Here is a 26,011-nt window from a genome sequence, read left to right as displayed (position 1 = left end):
TGCGTTCTGCTTCCCGAAAGGAGACGCTCCATGCCCCGTCCCAGCCGTGAAGAGGCCGAAGCCGCCATCCGCACCCTCATCCGCTGGGCCGGCGACGACCCCCACCGGGAGGGTTTGCTCGACACCCCCGCCCGCGTCGCCCGCGCCTATGAGGAATTCTTCGCCGGCTATGCCATCGACCCGGTGGCGCTGCTGGAACGCACCTTCGCGGAGACGGAGGGCTATGACGAGATCGTCCTGCTGAAGAACATCCGCCTGGAAAGCTATTGCGAGCACCATATGGTGCCGATCATCGGCGTCGCGCATATCGCCTACCTGCCCGCCCAGCGCGTCGTCGGCATCAGCAAGCTGGCGCGGGTGGCCTGGGCCTATGCCAAGCGGCTGCAGATCCAGGAGAAGCTGACGGCGCAGATCGCCAACACCATCGAGGCGGTGCTGCAGCCGCGCGGCGTCGCCGTCATCATCGAAAGCGAGCACCAGTGCATGACGACGCGCGGCGTGCACCAGCACGGCGCCGCCATGGTCACCAGCCGGATGCTCGGCGCCTTTCGCGACGATGCGAATACGCGGCGGGAGCTGATGGCGCTGATCAAGTCGCCGGCCTGACCACGGCCTGAACGCCCGGCATGCCCGCACGGCATGCCGGGCGCGGGCCGCCATGGCGCGGCCCCGCCGGCCCGGCCGCTGGCCGGCACCTTGCCGCCCGAGATTCCTTTCGGCCCTCCACATTTCCGCCGTCCTGGGTTATCTGATAATGCGAATCAATCGCAATATCAGATAGGCCCGCGCCGGGACGGAGTGACATGAAGAGGATGAAGGTTCGGAACGGTCCGGCCCATGGCCGGCCGCGTGGCGGTGCCTTGCCGCTGATCGCCGCCCTGTTCGGCGGCTCGGCCCTGCTCGCATCCCCGGCCAGCGGCCAGACAGGGGCAGGCCAGATGCCCGAGGGCGCCATCGCCCTGCCGGAGGTCCGGATCGATGCCGGCCTGCCGCGCGGCTGGGCGCCGGTCCGCGGCTTCGTGGCGGAAACCACCGCCACCGGCACGAAGACCGACACGCCCCTCATCGAGGCGCCGCAATCCATCTCGGTCGTCACCCGCGACCAGATCGAGGCGCTGTCGGCCCAGAACCTGAACGGCATCATGCGCTACACCCCCGGCGTGGCGGTGGATACCCGCGGCACGGTGGGGCGCCTCGACCAGTTCACCATCCGCGGCTTCTCGGCGCCGCAATTCCTCGACGGCATGCGCACCTTCGGCGGCCGCGACGCCAATCCGAGCGTCGATCCCTACCGGCTGGAGCGCGTGGAGGTGCTGCGCGGGCCGGCCTCGGTGACCTATGGGCAGGCCGGCCCGGGTGGGCTGGTGAATCTGGTCAGCAAGCGCCCGACGCTGGAGCCCCAGCGCGAGCTGATGCTGCAGGGCGGCAGCTTCGGCACCTTCCGCGCGGGCGCGGATCTCAGCGGCGCGCTGAACGAGAACCGCACCCTCCTCGGCCGCATCGTCTCCTCCTACTCGCGCTCCGACACCCAGACGGAACACGCGCGGGAGGAGCGCTACCTGGTCGCGCCGTCGCTCACCCTCCGGCCGACGGCCGATACGACCATCACCTTCCTGGGCCTGTACCAGCGCGACCCATGGGGCGGCACCTATGGCGGCGTGCCCGCCTATGGCTCCGTGCTCCCCAGCCCCTATGGCCGGACCCGCACGAATTTCTGGGACGGCGACCCGAGCTTCGACCGGCTGGACCGCACGCAGTACCAGCTCGGCTACGCCGCCGAGCATCGCTTCAGCGAGAACCTCGTGGCGCGCCAGAACTTCCGCTGGGCGCACACCGACTTCTATTACCGCCAGGCCAATTTCACGAGCCTGTCCGCCGATTTCCGCACCGCGCCCCGCGGCCTGACCGGCACCGAGGGCAATTTCGACACCATCACCCTCGACAACCAGATCGAGGGCCGCGTCGAGACCGGACCGGTGAGCCATACGATCCTGGGCGGCCTCGACTACTTCAACCTGGGCAGCGACACCCGCGCCGGCTCCGTGCAGTCGGGCGTGCCGTCCATTGACATCTATGCGCCGGTCTATGGCGTGCGCATGCCGAACCTGGCCTATTCCACCCGCACCCGGCAGACCCAGAGCGGCGTCGGCCTCTACGCCCAGGACCAGCTCCGCTGGGGCCCGGTCACGGTGCATCTCGGTGGCCGCCAGGACTGGTATGATTCGGAGACCCGGGCGACGAACCTGACCACCGGCGCCACGACGCGCACGCCCTTCGAGACCAGCGCCTTCACCGGCCGCGCCGCCATCCTGTACCACACCGGGATCGGCGTGGTGCCCTATTACTCCTACACGGAAAGCTTCGAGCCGCAGACCGGCACCTTCGCGCCGGCGCGCGGCGGCGGGCCCTTCCAGCCGACCACCGGGCAGCAGCACGAGATCGGCATCCGCTACCAGCCGGAGGGCGTGAACGCGCTGTTCACCGCGGCCGTGTTCGACCTGCGCCGGCAGAACGTGCTGACGACCGATCCGCAGAACATCAGCTACTCCATCCAGACCGGCGAGATCCGCACCCGCGGCGTCGAGTTGGAGGCGCGGGCGACCCTGGCAACGGGGGTCAACCTTGTGGCCAGCTACACCTACCTGGACAGCGAGTACACGAGCAGCAACAGCCTGGTCACCGTCGACCGCGGCGTCGGCACCCGGACCTCGACCCGGCCGCAGGCCGGCACCGAGCCGACTTCCGTCCCGAACCACATGGCGTCCATCTTCGCGCAATACACCTTCCAGCCGGACACGCGGTTCGAGGGCATGACGGTGGGCGGCGGCGTGCGCTATGTCGGCCAGAGCTGGGGCGACGCGGCCAACACGCTGCGTGTTCCGGACGTGACGCTGGTGGATCTGATGGCGCGCTACGAGCTGGGGAACCTCAGCCCGTCGCTCCGGGGCAGCAGCCTGCAGCTGAATGTCAGCAACCTGTTCGACGAGAAATACGTCTCCTCCTGCCTCTCCTATACCTTCTGCTTCTGGGGCTACCGCCGCTCGGTGATCGCCACGCTGCGGCACCAGTTCTGAGGGGGGCGGAGCGCGGGCGCGGCGCTCCGCGCCTCGCTTGACGCTACCGCGCCAAGGCACGTCGCCGGGCGGGATGGGGTGCTGACCCACCCGCGCCGGCCGCATTTGACGGTGCCGCGGGCGGGTGGGAGCACCTTCGCGCGGCGGCCCCGAGGATGGGTTACTCGATCTGCAGATTCATCTTCGCCAGCACCGGCCGCCAGCGCGCCGCCTCCGTCTGCAGGAAGCTGGCGAAATCCTCCGGCCCGCTGCCGATGGCGAATTGCCCCTCGGCCAGCAGCCGCTCCCGCAGCTCGGGCGTCTGCAGCGCCGCGGCGGCGGCCTTGGAGAGCCGCTCGATCGGCCCGCGCGGCGTCCGTGCCGGCACCACGAGGCCGAAATAGGTCTGCGCCACCGTCCCCGGCACCTTCTCCTCAAAGGTCGGGATATCGGGCAGGGAAGGCATGCGCCGGTCCCCGGTCCAGCCGATGATCCGCCCCTGGCCGTTGCGGTGCGGCTGGATGGCCGAGGCCCCGCCCACCACCAGCAGGTCCAGCGTCCCGGCCAGGAAGGCGGAAAGCTGCTGCGCATCCCCGCGATAGGTCACGTCCTGCATCCGGATGCCCAGCGCATCCGCCACCAGCACCGCCGCGATGTTGTTGAAGGAGGAGGGGCCGTTGGTCCCGTAGTTGAGCTGCCCTGGCCGTGCCTTGGCATGCGCGACGAAGCCGTCGATGTCCCCGGGCAGGCTGTTCTTCAGCAGGAAGGCGAAGGGCAGGGTGGAGAGCAGGGAGACGGCGGCGAAATCCTCCGGCTTGTAGGAGAGGGATTTCATCAGCAGCGGGTTCAGCGTCAGGGTGGTGCCGCTGTTCACCAGCACCGTCATCCCGTCCGGCGCCGCCCGCGCCACCGCCTCCGCCCCCACCACCGTCGCGCCGCCCGGCCGGTTCTCCACCACCACATTGGTGCCGAGGGCAGGGGCCATGCGGTCCGCCAGCAGCCGTGCCATCACGTCGGTGGAGCCGCCGGGCGGGAAGGGGACCACCAGGGTGACGGGCCGCCCCTGGGCCAGGGCGGGGGCGGCGAGCAGGGGCAGGGCGCCGAGCATGAGGCGGCGGCGGATCGCGGTCTTGGCCAAGGTGTCCTCCCAGGTTTTGCGGAATGCTGCCACCTGCCGCGCCGTGCTGCTAGCCTCCGCGGCAGAGGAGGAACCCCATGTCCGACCAGATCCGCACCGAGATCGCCGAGGGCGTCTGCACCGTCCGGTTCACCCGGCCGGAGAAGAAGAACGCCCTGACGCGGGAGATGTATGCCGGCCTCGCCGAGGCGATCGAGCGGACCGAGGCGGATGACTCCATCCGCTGCCTGCTCATCACCGGCAGCGAGGATGTCTTCTGCGCCGGCAACGACATCGCGGATTTCCGCAGCCGCCCGGCGGAGTCCGGCCCGCGCCCCAGCCGCCGCGTCTATCAGGGCCTGGCGCGGCTGGACAAGCCGGTGGTGGCCGCCGTGCAGGGCCTCGCCATCGGCATCGGCTTCACCATGCTGCTGCATGCGGATCTGGTCTATGCCGCGCCGGAGGCGCGCTTCCGCATGCCCTTCGTCGATCTCGGCGTGGTGCCGGAGCTGGGCTCCTCGCTCCTGGTGCCCTGGATCGTCGGGCGGCACCGGGCGGCGGAGCTGATGTTCCTCGGCGAGTTCTTCGACGCCGCGGCGGCGGAGCGGCTCGGCTTCGTCAACCGGATCATCCCGCAGGCCGAGCTGCTGCCGAACGCCATGGCGACGGCGCGCGCCCTGGCGCGGAAGCCGGTCGAGTCGCTTCGCGCCACCAAGCGCCTGCTGCGCCCGGACCAGCCGAAGCTGCTGGCGCGGATGGAGGAGGAGCTGGAGATCTTCGCCGAGCGCCTGGCCTCCGCCGAGACCCAGGCCATCATGGCCAAAGTGCTGAAGCCGAAGGCATGACAGCCATGACGGAACTGGTCTTCTACACCCACCCCATGTCCCGCGGCCGCATCGTCCGCTGGATGCTGGAGGAGGTGGGCACGCCCTACGAGACGGTGGTGCTGGAATACGGCGCCAGCATGAAGGCGCCGGACTACCTGGCGATCAACCCCATGGGAAAGGTGCCGGCCATCCGCCATGGCGGGCAGGTGGTGGCGGAGACGGCGGCGATCTGCGCCTATCTGGCCGATGCCTTCCCCGCGGCCGGGCTGGCGCCGCCGCCCGCCGCGCGCGCCGCCTATTACCGCTGGCTGTTCTTCGCCGCCGGGCCGCTGGAGCAGCTCGTCACCTTCAATGGCTGCGGCATCGCCGTGCCGGCGGAGCGGGAGCGGGCGCTTGGCTTCGGCTCCGAGGCGGCGGTACTGGGCACGCTGGAGGGCGCGCTGGTGCATGGCGGCTACGTCGCGGGGGAGGGCTTCACCGCCGCCGATCTCTATCTCGGTGCGCAGCTCTGGTGGGCGATGCATTTCGGCATGCTGCCGCGGCGGCCGGTGCTGGAACGCTATTGGCAAAGGCTTGCCGACCGCCCGGCGTATCGGCGGGCGACGGAGCTGGATGACGCGCTGACCGCCTGAGAGGCGGCCGCCCGGCCGCAGCCCCGGGTCGAACCTCGCCGGGTGGCGCGGATCCGGTGTCCTCCCGCGGGGCGTGAGCGCGAGGCGCCGCCGCGCCCCGATGGCGGGGTCCTCTCCGGGCCTGGCTATGGCCGCCAAGTCTTCGCCGGCCTGACCTATCGCGGCAGGACGCCTTCCGCGGTGCGGCAGGCGCCCGCGGCGTGGGCCGGCGCGCGGCGTCAATCCATCGCCGCATGCCCGGGCTCCACCACCGCGCTCCGCGCCGGCCGCCGCATCAACGGCAGCAGCGCCAGCATCGCCAGCGCCAGGAACATCAGCACCTTGAAGTCGTTGCCATAGGCGATGATGCTGGCCTGCCGCGTCACCTCCTCGTTCAGCGCCGCCGCGCCGGCGGTGGTGGAGGGGTCCCAGAAGCGCTGCACCCAGGGCAGGGTGAACAGCCGGTTCAGCGGGGTGACATAGGTCGCCAGGTCGGCATGCATCGCCTGGGTGTTCCGCGTCAGCAGCGCCGACATGGCGGAGATGCCGATGGCGCTGCCGAGGTTGCGCAGCAGGCTGATCAGCGCCGTGCCGTCGGTGCGCAGCTTCGGGTCCAGCGTGGCGAAGGCGACGAGGTTCAGCGGGATGAAGACGAAGCCGAGGCCCACGCCCTGCAGCACCGTCATTGTCACCAGCCGCGACATGGCGACATCTGGCGTCCAGCCCGTCATCTCCCATAGCGTCCAGGCCAGCAGCAGGATGCCGCCCATGATCACCAGCCGCGGATCGAAACGGGAGGCGAGGCGGCCTGCCATGAACATCGCCGCCATGGTGCCGAGGCCGCGCGGCGCCATCGCCAGCCCTGCCGTCAGCACCGGGTAGTCCGCCAGGGTCTGCAGATAGGGTGCCATCAGCGCCGAGGTGGCGAAGAGGATGGCGCCGACCGCGAACATGATGCCGAGGCCGGCGGCGAAATTCCGGTCCCGGAAGATGCGCGGCGGGATGAAGGGCTTCGGCGCCAGCGCCAGATGGACCAGGAACAGATAGATGCCGAGCCCCGCCAGCACCGCCTCCACGATGATCTCGGTGGAGCCGAACCAAGCCAGCAGCTCGCCCCGGTCCAGCATGATCTGCAGCGCGCCAAGGCCGAGCGCCAGCACGCCGAAGCCCAGCCAGTCGAAGCGGCGGTCGCGTTCGGGGTTGTCCTTCGGCAGGAAGACCAGCAGGCCGAGGAAGGCGAGCAGGCCGAAGGGCAGGTTCACGTAGAACACCCAGCGCCAATTCCAATTGCCGGTCAGCCAGCCCCCGAGCGTCGGGCCGAGGATCGGCCCCACCATCACGCCCATGCCCCAGATCGCCATGGCGGAGCCGCGCTGCTCCGCCGAGTAGATGTCCAGCATGGTGGATTGGGAGAGCGGCACCAGCGCCGCGCCGAAGGCGCCCTGCAGCAGGCGGAAGATCACCATCTGCGGCAGGGACTGCGCGGCGCCGCAGAGCAGGGAGGCGATGGTGAAGCCGCCCACCGAGGCGAGGAACACCGCCCGCCGCCCGAAGCGCGCGGCGAGGAAGCCGACCGGCGCGGTCAGGATGGCGGCCGCCGTGATGTAGCTGGTCAGCACCCAGGTGATCTGGTCGGAGGTGGCGGCGAGGCCGCCCTGCATATAGGGCAGGGCGACATTGGCGATGGTGCCGTCCAGCGCCTGCATCAGGGTCGCCACCATGGCGCAGACGGTGATGAGCCCGCGATGCGGGACGGAATCCTGGGTCACGATGTCACCTGATGCGGCGCGTCATTGGGGGGGAGGGGCGCCGGCCCCGCAGCGCACGGGCCGGCGACGCCAAGGGCTTCGCCCTTCCCCGCGCGGGGAAGGGAAGGGGCAGGGATGGAAAGGGCGCCGGCCGCCATCCCTCGCCCTCTCAGAACAGGTCGCTCAGATGCCGCTCATGCCCGGTGTCGATCGAGACCACCGCGCTCATCCCGGCGCGGAGCTGCGGCATGCCGGGCTTCTGCTCCACCCGGATGCGCACCGGGATGCGCTGCACCACCTTCACCCAGTTGCCGGAGGCGTTCTGCGCCGGCAGCACGCTGAAGGTGGCGCCCGAGGCCGGGCTGATGCTTTCCACCTCGCCCTGCCAGGTCACGCCCGGATAGGTGTCGATGGTGACGGTGGCCGGGTCGCCCGGGCGCACATGCGTCAGGTCGGTCTCCTTCGGCAGCGCATCCACCCAGAGATGCTCGGCGGAAACCAGGGCGAAGGCGGGCGTCGCCGCCGCCAGATACTGGCCGGGCTGCAGGGTGGAGACCTGGGTCACCACGCCAGCGAAGGGCGCCCGCAGCACGGTGTGGTCGAGCTGCCGCTGCGCCTCCGCGACCTTCGCCGCGGCTTCCAGGTAGTCCGGGTGCTGCTCCACCGGCGCCTCGGCATCGCCGCCGAGCTTGGCGAGCTGCACCTGGGCCTGGGCCTTCAGCGATTCGAGCTGCTGCCGCGCCTGGGCCAGGCCGAAGCGCGCCTGGTCGTAATTCGCCCTGAGCGCCGCGCTGGTGCCGAGGAGCTGGGCCTGCCGGTCGAACTGCACCTGGGCGAGCTGCACCGCCGCCTCCTGCGCCGCGATGTCGCGCAGCATGCGCTGGTAGTCCGCCTGCATGGAGGCGAGGTTCAGCGCCACCTGGCGGAGCTGCGCCTGCGCCTGGTCCAGCGCATGGCGGAAGGGCGCGGAATCCAGCTCCACCAGCACCTGGCCCTGGCGGACGCCGTCGCCCTCCTTCACCGCGATGCGCTGGACGATGCCGGCGACATCGGTGGCCAGCAGCAGCTTGTCGGCCTGCACATAGGCGTCGTCGGTGCCGGCGTAGCGGCCGCCATTCAGCCAGGCGGCGCCGGCGCCGACCAACACGATGAGGATGCCGCCCAGCATCAGGACGGGGCGCAGCCAGCGGCGCTGACGTCTGGGCGCTTCGGCAGCGGCAGGGGAGGCGGCATCGGCCGCCGCCGGAGTGCGGAGGGAGCCTTCAGGCATCTCTTGGGTCCTTGGGAGTCAAGCCGCCGTGCCGGTCTCGGGCTCGGCGGCCAGGAGGTTGGCTTTCATGGCCTGCAACGCGGCGGCGGCGGCCTCGCACAGCGCGGGGTCGATCCCCTGCAACGCCTCGGCCGAGAAGGCGGCGCGGACGGCCTCGATCTCCGCCAGCACCGGCGCGGCCGCCGGGGTGAGGTGAAGGCGCCAGATGCGGCGGTCGGCCGGGTCGGCACGGCGCTCGATCAGGCCGCGGGCGGCCAGGCGGTCCACCAGGCGGCCGGCCGAGATGGGTTCCACCTCCAGCAGCTCCGCCAGGTCCCTCTGGGTCATCCCGTCGCGCTGGCGCAGCTTCACCAGGGCGATCCACTGGGCGCGGCTCATCCCCTGGGCGCGGGCCAGGCGGTCCGCCCGGGTGCGGCTGAGATGGGCGACTTCATGCAGCAGGGTGAGGAGGGTGTCGGGCATCGGCGATGAGCAGGGCGAGGGCGGGGGCGCCACCGGTCAGGGGCAGCGAAGACCGCACCTTAGGGAGAATCAGCAGAGTGAACATAAGCCTGCTAATCATTTATGCAAGGGGGGCCTCGCCGCGCGCTGCGGGTCCAGCCCCTGCTCCGCCTGTCGAAGGTCGCTGCCCGTTGTCCTTCCGTGGCTTGGCCGCGGAAGGCCCCGGGCCGCCTGTGCGCATCCGGGGCCCCGCGAGGGCGCGCAGCGACTTCGTGGGGAATGAAATCAGTGCGGGACTTCCAGCTCCCGCACCATCACCGGCAGCCGGCCCGCCGCCCAGGCGGCCACCCCCAGCGCCAGCAGCATGGCGATGATGGTCGGCATCCGCAGCCCGAACACCTCCCCCGCCGTGCCCAGCGCCAGGGCCCCGCTCGCCGGGCAGGCCCGCGTGACCATGCCCCAGAGGCTCAGCACCCGCCCCCGCATGGAATGGTCCGCCGCGCTCTGCATCAGCGTCTGGGTGGAGATGCCATGCACCGAGGCCGCCGCCCCCAGCACCGCCGCGCAGAGCAGGGCAAAGGGGAAGTAGCCGGTCGCCACGAAGCCGACCGTCGCCACTGCCTGCACCGCCACCGCCCCCACCGACAGCGCCGTCGCCCCGGTGAGCCGCCCGCGATTCGCCACCCACAGCCCGGCGAAGAGCGCGCCGAGGCCGATCGCCGCCGTCAGCATCGCCAGCCCGTCCGGGCCGCGGTGGAACAGCCGCTCCACATAGGGCGGCAGGATCTCCTGCACCCCGCGCATCAGCACGCTGGCCGTGGCGGCGAAGATCAGCAGCGGGCGGATGCCGGGATGCCGGCCGACATAGCGGAAGCCGGCCATCACCTCGGCCAGCATGCTGCCCTCCGGCGCATGGCCGCGGCGCTCCGCGGCGTCCACCCGCAGCCCCAGCATGCTGAGGCAGGCGAAGGCATAGGCGCAGGCATTCAGCGCCACCGCCGGCACCACCCCGCCCCAGGCGATCAGCGGGCCCGCAATCGCCGGGCCGATCAGCCTTGCCACGCTGAAGCACAAGGAATTGCAGGCGACGGCCGCCGGCAGCTCGGCGCGCGGCACCAGTGCCGGCATCAGGCTCTGCCGCGCCGGCTGGGCGAAGGAGGCGGCGGTGCCGGAGGTCATCTCCAGCAGCAGCAGCAGCCCGATGGAAAGATGGCCGGTGGCGAGGGTGGTGGCCACCGTCGCCGCCTCCACCGCGATCACCGCCTGGGAGGCCATGGTCAGCTTCACCCGATCCACCCGGTCGGCGATCGCCCCGGCGATGGGGCTGAACACCACCGCCGGCGCCAGGTCGGAGAAGGCGACCATGCCGACCCAGAAGGCGCTCGCCGTCAGCTCCCAGGCCAGCCAGGCGACGGCGATGCGGTGCACCCAGAGCCCGGTCCAGGACACCACCGAGGCGGCGAAGAAAAGCTGTGCGTCACGCTGCGCCAGCGCCCGGCCCAGGGAGCCGAAGCGCGAGCCGGCGCCGGAACTGCCGGGCTTCACCGTTGCGGGGCGCTGCGGGCGTTCTGCGCGACGCAATCCGAGGCGATGCGGTCCCGCTCGAAGATCCGGCCCAGCCGGTCGGTCTCGGCGCGCTGGGCGAAGATGGAGGTCTGGCTGCCGACGCGGCTGTCCCGCTCATCCTCCCGCATCAGCTGGCCGCGGTCGCGGGTGGCGACGATCCGGTCGGCCTCCTGCCGGCAGGCATTGGCCAGCGCGGTCTGCTCCGCCTGGCTGTCGGGGGCGGTGCGCGGAGTGGCGATGGGCGACACCGCCGGGTCGGGGCCGCCGGCGCAGCCGGCGAGCAGCCCGACAGCCAGCAGGCAGGGGAGCAGGGAATGGTCGCGGATCATCGGGGAGACTTTCAGGCTATGCGGCGCGGCGCGCCACTCTCCGGCAAGGCGCGTGACAATAGCCTGCGCAGCCTGGATTCGTCGAACCGCGCCGCGGCGTCGAGCGGCAGGGCGGCGGCCGCGGCCAGCAGGGCCGGGTGCATCTCGATCCCCTCCGCCGTCACCTCGAACAGCGCGGCGAGGCTCGGCGCCCGTGTCAGCACCTCCACCAGCGCCAGCAGGCGGAGGCAGAGGGCGAGGCCGCCGATGGTGTCGAGGCCCGCGGCGCGGTCGATCGCCTCCGCCCAGCAGCCGGCATCGGGGTCGGCGATGGCCAGCTCCGTCATCTCCCCATCCGGGCGGGGGAAGAGCAGCACGCGGCGCGGCCCCCATTGCCGGAGGGCGGCGGCGCGGCGGGCCAGGCGCCAGGCCTCCAGCAACTCCTCCGGGCGGACCGGGGGCAGGGCTTCGGGGGCGAGGGGGACGGCATAGGTCAGCGCGCCGTCGGGCGCCTCGGCCAGGTGGATCTGCGGAGCCATCGCCCCAATGTGGCGCTGCGCGGCGCCGCCCGCTACCGGCGCGGCGGGATCGTTCCGCGGCGCGGGCCCGGGGCCGCGTCTCGCGCGGCAGGCCGGGAGACCGGTGCGGCGACGGCGATGCGCGGCCGGCCGCCCCAGCGGAGGCAGGTGCCTAGAGCAGATCGCGTTCAGATGGCCTCATCTGAACGCGTGTAGATGCTCGCAAAACAACGGCCTGAAGCATGCTGCGTGAGCGCAAGCGAACGCAGCATGCTCCAGATCAATATCCAGAGCAGCTTATCTTTGAGCCGAGGGCTCACGCCGTGATCCCTCGGCTCGGAGGCTGCTCTAGCCGATCGACTCCTTCACCTGGCAGTCGATCGGCTCGGGCGCCCGCTCCTCCTCCTGCAGCACGCGCCAGCTCCCGCCGATCAGCACCTCGCTCGGGCGGAAGCGGCTCTTGTAGGACATCTTCCGGCTCTCCGGGACCCAGTAGCCCAGATAGACGAAGGGCAGGCCGAGCTGCTGCGCCCGCTTCACCAGCCAGAGGATCGCCCAGGTGCCGAGCGAGCGTCGCTCCGCCTCCGGCGTATAGAACGAATAGACGGCGGAGAGCCCGTCGCTCAGCCAGTCCGTCAGGCAGGCGCCGAGCAGCACGTCGCGGCCGTCGCGGAACTCGATCATCCCGGTGGTGATCGGCGTGTCCTCGACCATGGCGCGGTAGTCGTAGAAGCCCATGGCCGCCATGTCGCCCTCGCCGTGGCGGGCCCGCTGGTAGCGCTGGAACAGGGCGAATTGCTCGGCGGTGGCGCGGGCCGGCATCTCGAAGCCGGCGATGTCGGCGTTGATCTTCCCGAGCTTCCGCTGCGCCCGGTTCGGCTCGAACGCCTCGGCCAGGATGCGGATGGGGATGCAGGCGCTGCAGCCGGGGCAGACCGGCGAATAGGCGATGTTGTGGCTGCGGCGGAAGCCGGCGCGGGACAGCCGGTCATGCAGCGCCTCCGCCTCCGGCCCGGTGAGCTCGGTGACGACCTTCCGCTCCGTCCGGCCGGCCAGGTAGGGGCAGGGCAGGGGGGCTGTCGTGTAGAAGAATTGCGGCCGTCGGGGTGGGCGTTGCAGCATTTCCCCGCCAGTCTCACGGTGCGGCGCCGGGAAATCAACCACTCGAATCTGTCATGTCGCTCACGGCCGCAGGCTCAGCCGCCCGCCCTCCGCCGGGGCCTCCGGGCCCAGGGAGACCGTTCCGCCCGCCTGCCAGAGCGGCAGCAGATCCGCCCAGTGCGCGGAGAGGGGATGGCCGGACTGGCCGGTGGCGATGATCGCCCGGATCCCGGCCGGGGCGGCGAGGTCGGCCACCAGCCGCAGCCCCGCGCCATGGACATGGGTGAAGCTGCCAGGCCCCATCCCGCCGCGGGCGACCGTCTCGGCATCGCCGCCGGTCGGCACCTCCCGCCGCGCCCAGTCCCGCAGGAGGGGAATGGCGCGCAGCAGCGGGTGCTCGAACCGCGCCCGGTGCAGCGCGCCCCAGCGCCAGGCGGCGGGGTCCGGGCCCTGGCTGGCGGCGAGGTCGGCCACCGCCGCGTCCAGCGCCCGCCCGGCCAGGGCGGCGCAATCGCCGGCGCACCAGGCGGCGGCATCGGCGCCGGGGGAGAGGAGGCCCAGGAGGAAGCGGCTCCGCGCCTCCCAGGCCCCGGGCGGCACCCCGCCCGCCGCCAGGGCCAGCCGACCGAGCTGGCGGGCGAAGGCGTTGAAGATCAGCGGCTCCGGCCGGTCGGCGCGGGCATCGCCATCCCAGGCCAGGAGCAGGTCCAGCGCCTGCCCCGCCGCCCCGGAGGGGCGCGGCAGGCGGCGCAGCACCCCGTCTTCCGCCAGCGCCGCCCGGGCGAAGAGCGAGACGGTGTCCATCTGCATGGCGGCGAAGCCTGCCGCATCCTGCCGCGGCGCCGCGCCGAGCAGCTGGCCGATGCGGCGGAAGCGCCAATCCGCCGGCCAGTCATGCGCCAGGAAGACCGGGTGGTCCGGCGGCGCCACGCGGTTGTTGGCATTGGCCAGCACGCCGGTCTCGGGTGCGACGACATGCGGCAGCTCGGCGAAGGGCACCCAGCCCAGCCAGTCATGGCTGCCATCCCAGCCGGGGACGGGCAGGGTGCCGTCGCCCGCCCGGCGCAGCGGGGTGCGGCCGGTGAGGAACAGCCCGATCCGCCCCCCGCCCGGGGAAGCCTCGGCGACCATCAGGTTCTGCGAGGGGGTGGTGATGAGCGCCGCTGCCTCCCGCGCCGCCTCCAGGCTCCGCGCCCGGTTCAGCGCCTGCAGCCCGGCGGCGGCGGTATCGCCCGGCGCCAGGTTGGCCATGGCGACGGCCAGCACCGTGTCGCGCGGCGGCTCGGCATCCAGGTCGGAGATCACCGGCCCGTGCCGCGTCTCCCGCACCCGCAGCGGCACCGGGGCATCGCCGCGCAGCCCGATGACCTCCCGCCGCTCCGCGAAGGGCAGCGGGCCGCCGGGCGCCGCGTAGCTGCCCTCGCCGGCCAGCCGCTCGACGAAGACGTCCTGGGTGTCCGAGGTGGTGGTGGTGAAGCCCCAGGCCAGGCTTTCGTTGCGGCCGATGACCATGAAGGGCACGCCCGGCGCGGTGGCGCCGGCGAGGAACCGGCCGCCCGGCAGCTCCACCCGCGCCAGGTACCAGAGGATGGGCGCCTGGAAGCCGAGATGCGGGTCGTTGGCCAGCAGCGGCGCGCCGGAGGCGCTGTGCGCTCCGGTCACCGCCCAGGCATTGCTGGCCGAGCCGGGCAGGGTGAAGGGCTCCGGGAAGCGGGGCAGGGCGGCGGCGAGGCGGGCGAGATGGCCCTCATCCCGGAAGGCGCCGCGCTCCGGCACCGCCTGGTCCGGTCGGCCGGGGGTGTGGTCCTCCGGCGTCAGCGCGGCCAGGCGCTCCGGCGGCAGGAGGGTGGCGAGGCGGGCGCGGTCCAGCTCCTCCCGCCAATTGCCGGAGAGCCAGAGGCCCATGATCTTGCCCCAGAGCAGGGAATGCTCCGGCGCCCAGGGCTCCGGCGCGCCGAGGGCGATGAACTCGGGCGCGGCGAAGCGGCCGCGCGCGGCGATCCAGGCATTCACCCCGGTGGCATAGGCCTCCAGCACGCCCCGCGTCTCGGGCGGCAGGGTGGCGAGATCCTCCCTGGCCCGCCGGGCGAGGCCGAGGGTGCGGACCAGCCGGTCGCTGCGCAGCGCCGCGCCGCCGGCCAGCTCCGCCAGCCGGCCGGCGGCGCCGCGCCGCATCAGCTCCATCTGGAACATCCGGTCCCGCGCATGCAGCAGGCCGAGCGCCATCGCCGCATCGCGCTCGTTGGCGGCGCGCAGGCGGGGGATGCCATGGGTGTCGAACGCCACCTCCACCGGGGCGGAGAGGCCGGGGAGGGTGAGCGTCGCCTCCCGCGTCGGCAGGCTCCACCACAGCGCCCCCGCGGCGGCACCGGCCAGCAGCAGGGGCAGCAGCACCAGCAGGGCGAGGCCCCGCCAGACCCAGCGCCAGCCGGAGCGCAGGCGGCGGGTGTGCCGCGGTCGCCTCCGGCGCGCAGCGGAACCGGAACTCGACAGGGGGGCGTCCATGCGGCGCACCATGCGCGAAGCGCCGGGCACTCGTCCACCGCGGCCGGGGCGCACCGCCGTGCTGCGTCTCCGGCTGGCCGCATCACGCCGGCGGTTTCCAGTCGGCGCGAACCTGCTTAGCATCCCGCCCAAGCAAGCGAGGAGGAAGCGCGATGCGTGGCGTGGTGTTCACCGGCGACCGGCAGCTGGAGATCATGAATTTCCCGGACCCCACCCCGGGCTTCGGCGAGGTGGTGCTGGAGATGAAGGCCTCCGGCATGTGCGGCAGCGACCTGAAGCAGTATCGCCGGCCGAAGGGCGTGCGGCAGAACAACGGCCTCGCCACCCCCACCGGCCCGACCATCGCGGGGCACGAGCCCTGCGGCGTCGTCGCCGCCATCGGGCCGGGCGTCGATCCGCGCCAGGCGCAGGTCGGGCAACGGGTGATGGTGCACCACTACCAGGGCTGCACCACCTGCAACCATTGCCGCACCGGCTGGCAGCAGCTCTGCCAGAAGACCAGCGTGAAGGTCTATGGCAACAACAGCCATGGCGGCCATGCCAACTACATGTGCGTGCCGGCCAACACCCTGGTGCCGCTGCCCGAGGAGCTGAGCTTCACCGCCGGCGCCGCGATCTCCTGCGGCACCGGCACCGCCTATGGCGCGCTGCGGCGGATGAACATCTCCGGCAACGACACCATCGCCATCTTCGGCCAGGGCCCGGTGGGCCTCTCTGCAACGCAGCTCGCCGCCGCCATGGGCGCGCGCGTCATCGCCCTCGACATCTCGCCGCAGCGGCTGGAGCGGGCGCGGGAATTCGGTGCGGCGGAGACCATCAACCCCTCCAACGCCGACCCGGTGGAGGCGATCCGCGAGCTGACCCACGGCCTCGGCGCCGACCTCACCCTCGACACCTCCTCCTCGCCTCAGGCGCGCATCCAGGCGATCCGCGCGCTGAAGGTCTGGGGCACCTGCTGCTTCGTCGGCGAGGGCGGCGAGGTGACGATCGACGTCTCGCCGGACATGCTGCGGCGGCAGGCGACGGTCATCGCCTCCTGGACCTTCTCCAATGTCGGCCAGGCGGAGTGCGCGCGCTTCATCATCGACCGCAAGCTGAACGTGGACAAGCTGTTCACCGACCAGTGGAAGCTCGACCAAGCGGAAGAGGCCTACAAGCTCTTCGACCAGCAGAACACCGGCAAGGGCGTGTTCCTGATCTGAGGCGCGATCGCGCGGCCTGGCTGCGGCCCGGCCGCGCAGCATGGCTGAACCGGGGTGGCGCTCGGGCATGAGCGCCACCCCGCATCCGGAGCCGGCACTGCCCTGGAGGTGCGGGCGCCCGAGGACTGGCCGGGGCCGTTCAGCGCACCAGGACGTGATCCACGATGTGAACCACGCCATTGCTGCAAGGGATATCGGCCTGGACGACATGCGCAGGCTGGATGCGGTGCGCACCGCCGGCGCTGAATCCACCGCCCCCGGGCGTGATGCTGTAGTGCCCGTCGGGCTGGCGGTTCAGGATCAGCTCATTGCCGTTCCTGGTCCGCATCCTGATTTCCTGCCGGCCGGCCGTCTCGCTCGCCATGTGCTTGCCGTCGAGAATATGCGCGTTGACCACGGCCGGTCCCCGTATCGGGTCGAAACTGTCTCTCGGCTGCGATCCCATGAGGTCGTTGCGGATGTTGACCGGCACCTGTTCGATCGCCGCATTGGTCGGTGCGAGGATCGTGAAGGGGCCCGGGCTCCGCAGCAATTCGGCGACGCCGGTGCGCTCCAGGGACCCGACGAAGGTGCTGAGCTGCGGGTTTCGTGCCATGACGGCCATGCAGTCCTGGGCATGGGCGGCAGCGCCGCCCAGGCAGAGGGCCGCCGCTGCCGCGCCGGCGATGAGGCCACGATGTTGCATTCCTGCTCGCCCGTCATTGGCCGTGCCGCGTCGGGAGCGGGTCCGCGACCCGGAGCACGGTGCGATGGTCCCGGCAGCCACCCTACGCCCGCCGGGCGGGGTGCGGCGGTCACATTCGCGGTGCAGCGTTGGCGAAATACGCAGCCGGATCAGAATGTTACGACACATGCCGGGCATGCCGGGCGGGGCATCGCCCGGCCCGGCAGCCGCATCTGGCGGCCATGGCCGGGCAGCCCGTTCCCGGCCGGGGCAACGCGGAGGTCAGGCCGCGGCTGGCCGCTCGGTTTCGGGGCAGGGCGCCACGACCGTCCCGCGGTCCGGGCGGGTGGCGGGGGCGGATTGCAGCCAGTCGCTGGCGAGGGCGAGCCAGAGCCCGCCCGAGCCCGCCGCGATCAACGCGTCACGCCGCGGCCTCGCGGTGCCGGCGTCATTGGCGGGCTGGCAGCTGGCGGGGCAACAGGGGAGCATGAGTCGATTCCTCCGCATCTGGCGTCCCGCCGGAGATGCGTCCGATCGCCCTGTCCTGGCTGTGCCTGCGGTCACCCGCCTTCCGGCCGGATGAAACCCCGCGTCGCGGCCGGGATGCTGCCGGGCATCGCGCCGTCGCCGCTGCCGGTGCCGCCCGGCGCATGGCGGGCCGAGGCGGGACGGAGCGGGCGTTGCCGCCAGAAGCCTGTTGCTCCTCCGCCTTCGCGGGTTCTGGAGCATGCGGCGTTCGCTTGCGCTCACGCAGCATGCTCCAGGCCGTTGTTTTGCGAGCATCTTCGCGCGTTCAGATGATTCCATCTGAACGCGATCTGCTCTAGCGTCGCCCCCGGGTAAGAGCCGTTGCGACCGATCGGGGCCATCCTGGCTGCGTGAGACCTGCGACCATCGCTGCCCCGACCCTGTGCCGTCTTCGCCTCTGCCCGCTCAGGGGGAGGACCGGATGCCGAGCCGCACCTCAAGGCGTGCCGAAGGATCGCCGGCCGGCCGCGCACGCCCCGCACCGCAACAACAGCGCGCCCGCGACGGTCCTGGCGACTGACGCGGCCACCGCGACGTCCCACTGACGGCACGCCGAAGGCACCGGGCCGTAGCCCCGGCCAGATCCGGAGTGCGGAGACCGGGGCGACATCCGATGGCGTCGGCCACCGCCCTCGGCAGGGCTGCGCCACCACGGCCGATCAGCGGCCCGCTCGGCCGCAGAAGGGGTGCCGTCCAAAGGCTGCACCTGGCGACACCCCGGCAGGGCGGACAAGCAAGAACACGACAAACAGGGAGGTCAACATGCCCGTAGCGGTGAAGGGCGCAGAAGCCGTGCCCTGGTGGAAGGAACCCACCAAGGACCAGTGGTACGCCTATCTGGCGGCCTGGCTCGGCTGGACGCTGGATGCGTTCGACTTCACCATCTTCCTGCTCATCATGCTGCCGATCGCGCGGGAATTCGACGTCCCGCTCACCGCCGTCACGGCCGTCTTCGCCGTCACGCTGTGGCTGCGGCTCCTCGGCGCCACGGCGGCGGGCTGGCTGGCCGACCGGATGGGCCGCAAGGCGCCGCTGATGATCTCCATCCTGTGGTACTCGATATGTAATTTCCTCGCCGGATTCTCGCCGGACTTCGCCTTCCTGTTCTTCTTCCGGGCGCTGCTCGGCATCGGCATGGGGGCCGAATGGCCGGCCGGCGCGGCACTCGCCATGGAATCCTGGCCGGCACGGTCGCGCGGCCTGATGTCGGGCGTGCTGCAGGGGTCCTGGGGGCTCGGCTATGCGCTCTCGGCCGCCGCCTACGGCCTGCTCTACGAGCCGCTGGAACGGCTGGGACCGGGCTATGGCTGGCGCGGCATGCTGATCCTCGGCGTGCTGCCGGCGCTCGTCTGCCTCTGGATCCGCGCCTATGTGAAGGAGCCGGAGATCTGGGCGGAGAATCAGAAGATCCAGGCCAGCACCAGGCAGGTGACGCTGCCGCTCTTCGCCATCTTCAAGCGGAAATACCTGTGGAACACGCTGACCGGCTGCCTCTGGATGGCCGCCAATTTCTGCGTCTACTACTCGATCTGGGCGCTGCCCGGCACCTATCTGCAGAAGGAGCTGGGATGGACGCCGGCGATGGTGGCGACGCCGCTGTTCTGGGGCAACATCCTGGTCTTCGTCTCGGCGGCCTTCTGGGGCGCCATGTCCGACCGGATCGGGCGGCGCTGGGCGCTCATCATCCCCTGCGCCATCGCCATCTTCATCACGCCGATCTATCTGACGACGATCGACCCGATGATCTTCACGCTCGGCTTCCTGCTGCAGGCCCTGGTCGTCGGCGGCAAGGACACGCTGAACCCCTGCTGGCTCTCGGAGCGGTTTCCGACCGAGATCCGCGCCTCCGCCGCCGGCTTCGTCTACCACCAGGGGGCCATCTGGGGCGGCTTCGTCGCGCCGATCCTCACCTACTATGCGGTGAACCGGGAGATGGGCTTCGCGCTGCCGATGATGTACGCGACGATCGGCTCGCTCATCCTCCTCATCATCGGCGTCTATCTGGGGCCGGAGACGAAGGGCAAGGTTCTCGGGGCGCAGCTTGAGGTATTCGAGCGGGAGCAGCACCCGTGAAGCGGCCACGCCGGGTAGCGTGCTGAACGAGGACGCCGGTCAGGTGGCGCGGCTGACCGGCGTCCGCCGCTCGCCAGGCAGGGCGCGCCGGGCCCGGGATCAGCCCATGGCGACCATGGTGGTCGCCTTCTGGCGTCGGGAATGGCCGAGGAATTCGGGCGCGCTCCGGTGCAGGGATTCGCCGCTACAGCGCTTTGACCGGCGGCATGTCCGATGGCGCCGGCGAAAGCGACCTGTCCGATCCATCGCCCCGTCATGCGCTCCGCCCGCTCAAGGACGTGCGGCGGCCGGCCGCCGACCGGTGCCCGGCGGTCACGCCTGGCGATGCGGGCACGGCCCGGCAGCCTGGCGGTGCCGCGCTTGTCCGGCAGCGTGACGAGGAGGCTGTGGCCCGTGCCCAGAAGCCGCCGGGCGATGCCTGTGCCGGCATGCTTCGGCGGACGTCCCGGCGACAGGGTACCGAGGGATCCCCGGTGTCAGTGCACCCACGCCCGCGGCACGGGCCGCGCCAGGACGAAGGGGTTGGCGGATCGGCGGCGAGCCGGACCGCCCAGCCGGTGGCCCTGCCATGGCCATTGGCAGCCATAGCTTAATCGATAACACTCTGGCAAATGATTCGCGTATGCTGCAAAAGTGAGCGCGGTGGCGTATAATCGCCACTCGACCCAACAAATTCAACCTTCTGGAGTCCGGGGCAATGCCCGCCTTGACCTTCCGCGACTTTGCCTTCGACGCCGCGCACAAAACGACACCGGACACGCCTCTGCATGGGCACAGCTTCAAGGTCAGGGTCGTCATGAGTGGCGACCCTGACCCCGTCTATGGCTGGTCGCATGACCTGCTGGAAGTCGCGCCGGTTCTGGACTCGGTCCGCAAGCAGCTCGACCACCGATATCTCAATGATATCGAAGGCCTTGAGATGCCGACGCTCGAGAATGTCGCGCGCTGGATCTGGAACCGCCTGGACGCCGCCTTGCCTGGCCTGCAGCGCGTGGAACTCTGGCGCGGTGCGGAAGGCGCCGCCGAGGGGACCATCTACAGCCGGGACGACCGCTGAAGGGCTGCGCCAGGACTGATCGGGACCGCGCCCATGGACGCCAAGGCGCCGATGAGAGTGGCACGATCACCGGAGCCCGGCGGAAGCTGCTGCCCTTGAGGGGAGCGGCGCACTGCGGCGCAGGTTCCGAGCCCGACAGTGTTGGGGCAGGGCAGTTTGGAGGGAGGGACAGCCGGATGGATCGCCGAGGCAGACGGTGGGTGCTCGCTCTGGCGGCCGGGGCGGCCTGCGCACCGGCCCTGATCCTTCCACCGGAGGCGCATGGGCAGGGCGACGGCGGCAGGCCGCCCTTGCCCACGCCCAGCCAGCGCCCGCTCCTCACCGTATCGGGCCGGATCCGGCACACCAACCAGGGGGACGCCGCGGTCTTCGATCGGCCGATGCTGGAGGCCTTCGGCCTTGACACCATCGTCACCAACTCCCCGTGGTATGACGGCCCCATGCGCTTCGACGGGGTACCGCTGGCGAAGCTGATGGACGCGGTCGGGGCCACCGGCGAGACGGTCACGGCGATTGCCTTGAACGACTATTCGACGGACATCCCGGTCGCCGACTTCGCACGCTTCGGCGTGATCCTCGCCTTGCTGCGCAATGGCGAGCCCATGCGGGTCAGCGACAAGGGACCGCTCTTCATCGTCTACCCCTATGATTCCAGCCCCGAACTGAGGACCCGGCTGTACTACAGCCGCTCCGCCTGGTCGGTGGCCCGACTCGTCGTAAGATGAGCGAAACGGGAGGCTCGATCCCCGCTAAGTCTCCTGCCTCAGCTACGCCCCCCGTTCACGCCGCCATGCGGACGCGAAAGTCGCGGTTCAGTCGATCGCGCTTCCAGGGTTTGCTCGTCGCTGCCACGGTGCTTCTCGCCCTCAGCGCGGCACATGTCTCCGGCCTGGTTCAGGAACGCCAGGAGGCCCTGCGGAACACATCGCGGTACAATCTCGGCTGGACCGCTGCCCAGGCGGGCCATGAGGTGTCCCGGCTTCAGGCGGCGCTGGGCGCTTTGATCCTCCGCCACGGGGATGCGGAGCGGGAGGAAGTCGAGACGTGGCTCGACCTGCTCGCGAGCCGCGTGGCGGTTCTCCGCGCCGGCGAAGTGGGCGCTTTCGTCCGCGCCGACCCGGAGGTGAGCGAGATCGTCGCTTCCCTGGCAAGCGCGGTGGAAGCGGCGCGTCCGTTGCTCGCCTCGCTCGATCAGGCCGGTGCCGTCTCGCAGCTCATGCGGAGCTTCGAGGCCCTTAATTCCCGAATGGCCCGTCTTGCCTCGCTGGCGCATGCGCGCGGCGCCGATCTTGCGCAGGAGGATTACGAGGAGCTTGCGGCCCTGCATTGGCAGTTTTCGCGGCTGCTGATGGGGCTGATCGCCACCTCGCTGCTATTGGCTGCGCTGGCCGCCTGGCACAATCGTCTGCTGGCCAAGGCGAATGCGGATGTCAGTTCCCTGGTCGAGAGCCTGCGCAAGACCGGCGAGAGCCTGTCCCACGCCAACCTTCAGGTGCGGGAGGCGATGGCGGCGCTCAGCAAGCAGAATGCCACGCTGCGGGCCCGCGATGCCGAGCTGCGCCGGCAGAACCAGCTTTTCCACGCGGCGCTCAGCAACATGCCGCAGGGATTGGCGATGTTCGATGCCGAGCACCGGGTCATCGTCTGCAACAGCCGGCTGGAAGAGATGTTTCACCTGCCACGCGGCACGGCGACACCGGGGGTGCATGCGGCCGACATCCTGCGCCGTGCCGGTACGGCCGGCGGCTTCGGCGCCCGCGCCACGGAGGCTGTCTGGGCCGAGCACCGAATGCTCGCAGCCGGGGCGAAGGCGGCGACCTTTGTGCGGGAAGACGATCAGGGACGATCGCTTTGGGTATCCCACCGTCCGCTGGCCGATGGGGGCTGGGTTGCGACCTATGAAGACGTCACCGAGAGCCGTCGCGCCGAGGCGCGCATCCGGCATCTCGCCAATCATGACGCTCTGACCGATCTGCCGAATCGCCGGCATTTCGGCGAACTGCTGCAGCAGGCGCTGCGGGACCATGGCGATGGCGGGACGGCCATGGCGCTGCTGCTGATGGACCTCGACAACTTCAAGAACGTCAACGATACGCTCGGTCATCAGGCGGGCGACCTGCTCCTCCGTTCCGCCGCGGCACGCATCAAGGCGCATTTGCACGACGGCGGAATCGTCGCCCGGCTCGGTGGAGACGAGTTCGCGATTCTGGCAGTCGGCGGTGCCGCCGTGACCGAGCGGGTCGAGGCGCTGGCAAAGCGCATCACGGAGGCCCTGGCGATGCCGTTCAGCCTGGGTGGCTACAAGGCCTCGGTCGCGGCGAGCATCGGCATTGCCTGGGCGAACGGCGCTGGCTTGAGCGCCGAGGCCATGATGAAGCATGCCGATGTGGCGCTCTACCGCGCGAAAGCGGAAGGGCGAGGGACGTATCGGATCTTCGAGCAGTCTATGGCGGCCGAGTTGCAGACGAAGATGGAGCTCGAGGCCGATCTGCGGCACGCGCTCGACCGTCATGAGCTCGAGGTCCACTATCAGCCGGTTTACAGCATCGTGGAGAACAGGCTCGCCGGCTTCGAAGCGCTGCTGCGGTGGCGGCATCCCGTGCGTGGCCTGGTCCAGCCGGCCGATTTCATCCCGCTGGCGGAGGAAACCGGCCTCATCCTGCAGTTCGGCGAATGGGTGCTGCGGCAGGCCTGCCGGGAAGCGGCGAATTTCCCCCAGGACGTGAAGGTCGCGGTCAACGTCTCTGCGGTGCAGTTCGCCAGCAACGATCTTCTGCAGGTGATCGGCTCGGCGCTGAGGGAGTCCGGCTTGGCGCCGCGCCGGCTGGAACTGGAAGTTACGGAATCTGTCCTGCTGCAGGACAATGACGCGGTCGTTGCCGCATTCGACCGCCTCCGGGCGCTGGGCGTCGGGATATCCCTGGACGATTTCGGGACGAAGTATTCGTCCCTGAGCTATCTGCGCAATTTTCCGCTCGACAAGATCAAGATCGACCAGTCCTTCGTCCGTGACATGGTGACGCGCGAGGATTGCCGCGCCATCGTCCGGTCGATCGCCCGGCTCGCGACGAGCCTCGGCATGGTGGCAACCGCGGAGGGGGTCGAGTCTGCCGCACAGCTCGAACTGGTGCGAGAGGCGGGCTGCGCCGAGGCTCAGGGCTATTTCTGGGGCGCCGCCGCTCCTGCCACCGCGCTCGACCGCTTTTTCGTGCGCCAGCCAGCCCCCGCATTGATCGGGGGAGTCGCGGTGGTCAGCGGCCGCCATGCCTGATACGGCTGTGTCGTCAGCCCCTGCGCAGCGCGTCGCGCGGGGTGGGTGCTGGCCATGCACGCAACCCCACCGCGACGGGGGGGGCGGGGCAGGATGGTGGGACGAATGCGGTTGTCGGCTTGAGACTCGCAGGATAGCTGGAGCAAGACATCCGATCAGGGGATTCCACCTGATCGGATATTGCTCCGGGCCACCGAGATACCGAGTGCCGCCGCCGGGACGTCAGGCCATGTTCACCATGATGGTCTTCTTGTGGGGTGGGCGGTATCGCAAGCCTTAGGCCGCGACTATACGGCCGGGCTGCCTTTGGGTGCGCATTGGGTGCGGCCGCCCGTCGCTAGGCTCCTGCAGCCAGTGGTATCTCAAATGGCTCTGGCGAAAGCGACGCTTAATGCGTGCGGGAAGCCGACAGCCTAACGCACCCTACGGTGTCGTCGTCAAACGTCGTCCCAACGTGACCACCAAGTGTAGAGATAAGCGCCTACTTAATCGGTCGGTCCATTAGACGAGACAAGCGTCAATACTGTTGTCGACCTAATAAAGTATATTGTTTGGCTGGGACCGGTCTTGCTATGCTGTTCGTGGACGCCGCTGTCCAGTATTCACGAAGAGGCAAGCATGGAAGTCGATGAGCAGGTCATTACTGACCATACGACCGCGCTTCGGCAGAGGCCGGTGTACACGATCCCGGAGGCCTACAACCTCGCCCGGGTCGGCCGCACAACGCTCTATGGTGAGATTCGGGCAGGGCGCCTTACCGCGAGGAAAATCGCCGGCCGGACACTGATTCTGGCGGGGGACCTGGAAAGCTGGCTCCAGTCGCTTCCGTCTGCCCGGGTAGTCTAAAAATGTGTGAGCTGACTTCAGCCGCTTACATCGCTGCCGCGCTGGCGGCTGCAGGCACGACCGCCCCGGTCATCGGCCAGCAGCAATCCCGCGATGCCGAACAGCGCGCCATTGCCGCCGAGGCGCTGCGCCAGCAGGAGTTTTCCGATCGCCAGCGCGCTGCCGTCGACACCGGCCGTCAGGCGTTCGAGCAGGAGAACATCCAGGACGCCCAGGCCAAGGCGGGCCAGCAGCGAGAGGATGCCTACCGCACCGCGGCCGAGCCCTCCATCCCGACCTACCTGCCAGGGCAGGAGAATGCCCCCCAGGTGGTGCGAGATGCCGTCGACCAGCGCCGCGCGGCGAACGCCTCCACGCTGGGCGAGGAAGCCAAGCGCAAGGCGGCGCTGGAGTCCTGGGCGGATGCGCTGCTAGGCGGGCGCATCGCCGTCAACCGCTCCGGCCAGGGTGTCGCCCGCGAGGCCAGCTTCGCGCAGGGGAGTATGGAAGCGAACAAGGCGGAGCGCGCAGCGGCCAAACAGAAAGGCTCCGATTGGCGTTTTGTCGGGGATCTCCTCAATGGCGCCGCGATGGTCGTGGGCGCGGGGGGGTATCGGCAACGGGCCGACGCCCGAGAACGGCTGGATGGCAACGCTGTTTGGCGGGCCAGACGGCGGCTCCAAGATGCTGCCAGGCAACCCCGGAGCGTTCGGGCGGCTGGCGGGGCCGGTCTGATGCCGCAGCGTCCATCAGCATGGCGCATCTGGCTGGTGAAGCTGCAGATGCGCTGCTTAGCAGCGAGGGCCAGATACCGGCAGGTGCGGGCACGTGCCCGGGGTGCGCAGCATTTCGCTCTCACGGCGCAGCGGGTCGCAGTTCGCGTCGCAGACATCGCGCAAGTCGAGATGGACGGGTTCCCGTCCGCTCCAGGCGTCGCGGTGATGCATGACGGTACTCGGCACGATTTGCCGACTGGCACGACGCTTTCGCTGTGCGGGAGATCGTGGCCCGAAGTGCGTGCCATGAGCGTCCTATTCCCTACCACAGATGACGACGGCAGCATTCGCCTCATGGAGACGCCCGTCGCCGGATGGGCTTGGATCGGCGGTGCTGCGGGTCCGATCACGCCCGCCGGCACGTTGATGGAACTCCCGGATGATGCGGCGTGGAAGTTGGATGGTCGCGTCGCCACCGTCGGGACCGGAGAGTTCTTCGCGTCCGTACCGGCGTACCAGCGATGGCTGGAGATTAGGCATGCGGCGGTCACTCCCGCATGACATGCGAACCCTAGCAAAGCCCTGAAAACAAGAAGAGGCCGAGCTGACG

22 protein-coding genes are annotated in these 26,011 nt (G+C 70.5%); 11 read left to right on the top strand and 11 right to left on the bottom strand.

Annotated elements, in window-relative coordinates:
• Positions 1-30 precede the first annotated feature (30 nt).
• Both folE and NJ376_RS05950 read left to right on the top strand, forming a co-directional pair.
• Positions 31-606, top strand: a complete 576-nt coding sequence (gene folE / locus NJ376_RS05955) for a GTP cyclohydrolase I FolE (RefSeq protein ID WP_252952316.1) — start codon at positions 31-33, stop codon at positions 604-606.
• A 206-nt stretch (positions 607-812) separates the two neighbouring features.
• On the top strand, positions 813-3,074 hold the full coding sequence (locus NJ376_RS05950; protein ID WP_252952315.1) for a TonB-dependent siderophore receptor: 2,262 nt from the start codon (positions 813-815) through the stop codon (positions 3,072-3,074).
• A gap of 160 nt (positions 3,075-3,234) precedes the next feature.
• Here the strand turns inward: NJ376_RS05950 and NJ376_RS05945 are convergent, their stop codons facing one another.
• Entirely contained in the window at positions 3,235-4,191 is a 957-nt protein-coding gene (locus tag NJ376_RS05945) for a tripartite tricarboxylate transporter substrate binding protein (RefSeq protein WP_252952314.1), read from the bottom strand.
• Positions 4,192-4,268: 77 nt separating this feature from the next.
• Between NJ376_RS05945 and NJ376_RS05940 the strand changes: the two genes are divergently transcribed.
• Entirely contained in the window at positions 4,269-5,015 is a 747-nt protein-coding gene (locus NJ376_RS05940; protein WP_252952313.1) for an enoyl-CoA hydratase-related protein, read from the top strand.
• A gap of 5 nt (positions 5,016-5,020) precedes the next feature.
• Positions 5,021-5,629: a glutathione S-transferase family protein gene (locus tag NJ376_RS05935; RefSeq protein WP_252952312.1), complete on the top strand. Its 609-nt coding sequence runs from the start codon at positions 5,021-5,023 to the stop codon at positions 5,627-5,629.
• Positions 5,630-5,847: 218 nt separating this feature from the next.
• Here the strand turns inward: NJ376_RS05935 and NJ376_RS05930 are convergent, their stop codons facing one another.
• From NJ376_RS05930 to NJ376_RS05895, 8 genes are all read right to left on the bottom strand, one after another.
• Positions 5,848-7,377 carry a DHA2 family efflux MFS transporter permease subunit gene (locus tag NJ376_RS05930; protein WP_252952311.1) on the bottom strand — a complete coding sequence of 510 codons (1,530 nt, stop codon included), beginning with the start codon at positions 7,375-7,377 and terminating at the stop codon, positions 5,848-5,850.
• Between the two features lie 148 nt (positions 7,378-7,525).
• Positions 7,526-8,626, bottom strand: coding sequence for an HlyD family secretion protein (locus NJ376_RS05925; protein WP_252952310.1), 1,101 nt, complete (start codon positions 8,624-8,626; stop codon positions 7,526-7,528).
• Between the two features lie 18 nt (positions 8,627-8,644).
• Positions 8,645-9,088 (bottom strand): MarR family winged helix-turn-helix transcriptional regulator, encoded by a 444-nt coding sequence (locus NJ376_RS05920; RefSeq protein ID WP_252952309.1) that lies wholly within the window; start codon positions 9,086-9,088, stop codon positions 8,645-8,647.
• Between the two features lie 264 nt (positions 9,089-9,352).
• Positions 9,353-10,612, bottom strand: coding sequence for an MFS transporter (locus NJ376_RS05915; RefSeq protein ID WP_252952308.1), 1,260 nt, complete (start codon positions 10,610-10,612; stop codon positions 9,353-9,355).
• Positions 10,609-10,962 carry a hypothetical protein gene (locus NJ376_RS05910; RefSeq protein ID WP_252952307.1) on the bottom strand — a complete coding sequence of 118 codons (354 nt, stop codon included), beginning with the start codon at positions 10,960-10,962 and terminating at the stop codon, positions 10,609-10,611. Before NJ376_RS05910 ends, NJ376_RS05915 begins: the two co-directional genes overlap by 4 nt.
• Positions 10,963-10,973: 11 nt before the next feature.
• Positions 10,974-11,480, bottom strand: a complete 507-nt coding sequence (locus NJ376_RS05905) for a hypothetical protein (RefSeq protein ID WP_252952306.1) — start codon at positions 11,478-11,480, stop codon at positions 10,974-10,976.
• Between the two features lie 327 nt (positions 11,481-11,807).
• The gene (locus NJ376_RS05900; protein WP_252952305.1) at positions 11,808-12,581 is read right to left on the bottom strand and encodes an arginyltransferase; all 774 of its coding nucleotides are present in this window, start codon (positions 12,579-12,581) and stop codon (positions 11,808-11,810) included.
• 60 nt (positions 12,582-12,641) lie between these two features.
• Entirely contained in the window at positions 12,642-15,065 is a 2,424-nt protein-coding gene (locus tag NJ376_RS05895; RefSeq protein ID WP_252952304.1) for a penicillin acylase family protein, read from the bottom strand.
• A 152-nt stretch (positions 15,066-15,217) separates the two neighbouring features.
• Here NJ376_RS05895 and NJ376_RS05890 point away from each other — a divergent pair, with 152 nt between their 5' ends.
• Complete coding sequence (locus tag NJ376_RS05890) at positions 15,218-16,267, top strand: zinc-dependent alcohol dehydrogenase family protein (protein ID WP_252952303.1); 1,050 nt, start codon at positions 15,218-15,220, stop codon at positions 16,265-16,267.
• Positions 16,268-16,406: 139 nt separating this feature from the next.
• On the opposite strand, the gene NJ376_RS05885 is transcribed toward NJ376_RS05890, so the two are convergent.
• Positions 16,407-16,952 carry a fasciclin domain-containing protein gene (locus NJ376_RS05885; RefSeq protein WP_252952302.1) on the bottom strand — a complete coding sequence of 182 codons (546 nt, stop codon included), beginning with the start codon at positions 16,950-16,952 and terminating at the stop codon, positions 16,407-16,409.
• Between the two features lie 261 nt (positions 16,953-17,213).
• Entirely contained in the window at positions 17,214-17,420 is a 207-nt protein-coding gene (locus NJ376_RS05880) for a hypothetical protein (protein WP_252952301.1), read from the bottom strand.
• Between the two features lie 801 nt (positions 17,421-18,221).
• Between NJ376_RS05880 and NJ376_RS05875 the strand changes: the two genes are divergently transcribed.
• The 6 genes from NJ376_RS05875 to NJ376_RS05850 all read left to right on the top strand — a co-directional run bounded on the left by NJ376_RS05875 (position 18,222) and on the right by NJ376_RS05850 (position 25,962).
• Positions 18,222-19,532 (top strand): MFS transporter, encoded by a 1,311-nt coding sequence (locus NJ376_RS05875; RefSeq protein ID WP_252952300.1) that lies wholly within the window; start codon positions 18,222-18,224, stop codon positions 19,530-19,532.
• A gap of 697 nt (positions 19,533-20,229) precedes the next feature.
• Positions 20,230-20,589: a 6-pyruvoyl trahydropterin synthase family protein gene (locus tag NJ376_RS05870; RefSeq protein WP_252952299.1), complete on the top strand. Its 360-nt coding sequence runs from the start codon at positions 20,230-20,232 to the stop codon at positions 20,587-20,589.
• A gap of 200 nt (positions 20,590-20,789) precedes the next feature.
• Entirely contained in the window at positions 20,790-21,314 is a 525-nt protein-coding gene (locus NJ376_RS05865) for a molybdopterin-dependent oxidoreductase (RefSeq protein WP_252952298.1), read from the top strand.
• A 128-nt stretch (positions 21,315-21,442) separates the two neighbouring features.
• On the top strand, positions 21,443-23,860 hold the full coding sequence (locus NJ376_RS05860; RefSeq protein WP_252952297.1) for a putative bifunctional diguanylate cyclase/phosphodiesterase: 2,418 nt from the start codon (positions 21,443-21,445) through the stop codon (positions 23,858-23,860).
• 618 nt (positions 23,861-24,478) lie between these two features.
• Entirely contained in the window at positions 24,479-24,706 is a 228-nt protein-coding gene (locus tag NJ376_RS05855; RefSeq protein WP_252952296.1) for a helix-turn-helix domain-containing protein, read from the top strand.
• Between the two features lie 2 nt (positions 24,707-24,708).
• A complete protein-coding gene (locus tag NJ376_RS05850) occupies positions 24,709-25,962 on the top strand; it encodes a hypothetical protein (RefSeq protein WP_252952295.1) in 1,254 nt (417 codons plus the stop codon).
• Positions 25,963-26,011: the final 49 nt, after the last annotated feature.

Origin of the sequence: Siccirubricoccus soli, from assembly GCF_024178315.1 — a bacterium.
Lineage (GTDB): Bacteria > Pseudomonadota > Alphaproteobacteria > Acetobacterales > Acetobacteraceae > Siccirubricoccus > Siccirubricoccus soli.
The sequence above is the reverse complement of the archived record's forward strand: the minus strand, read 5'-3'. Positions and strand labels throughout refer to the sequence as shown.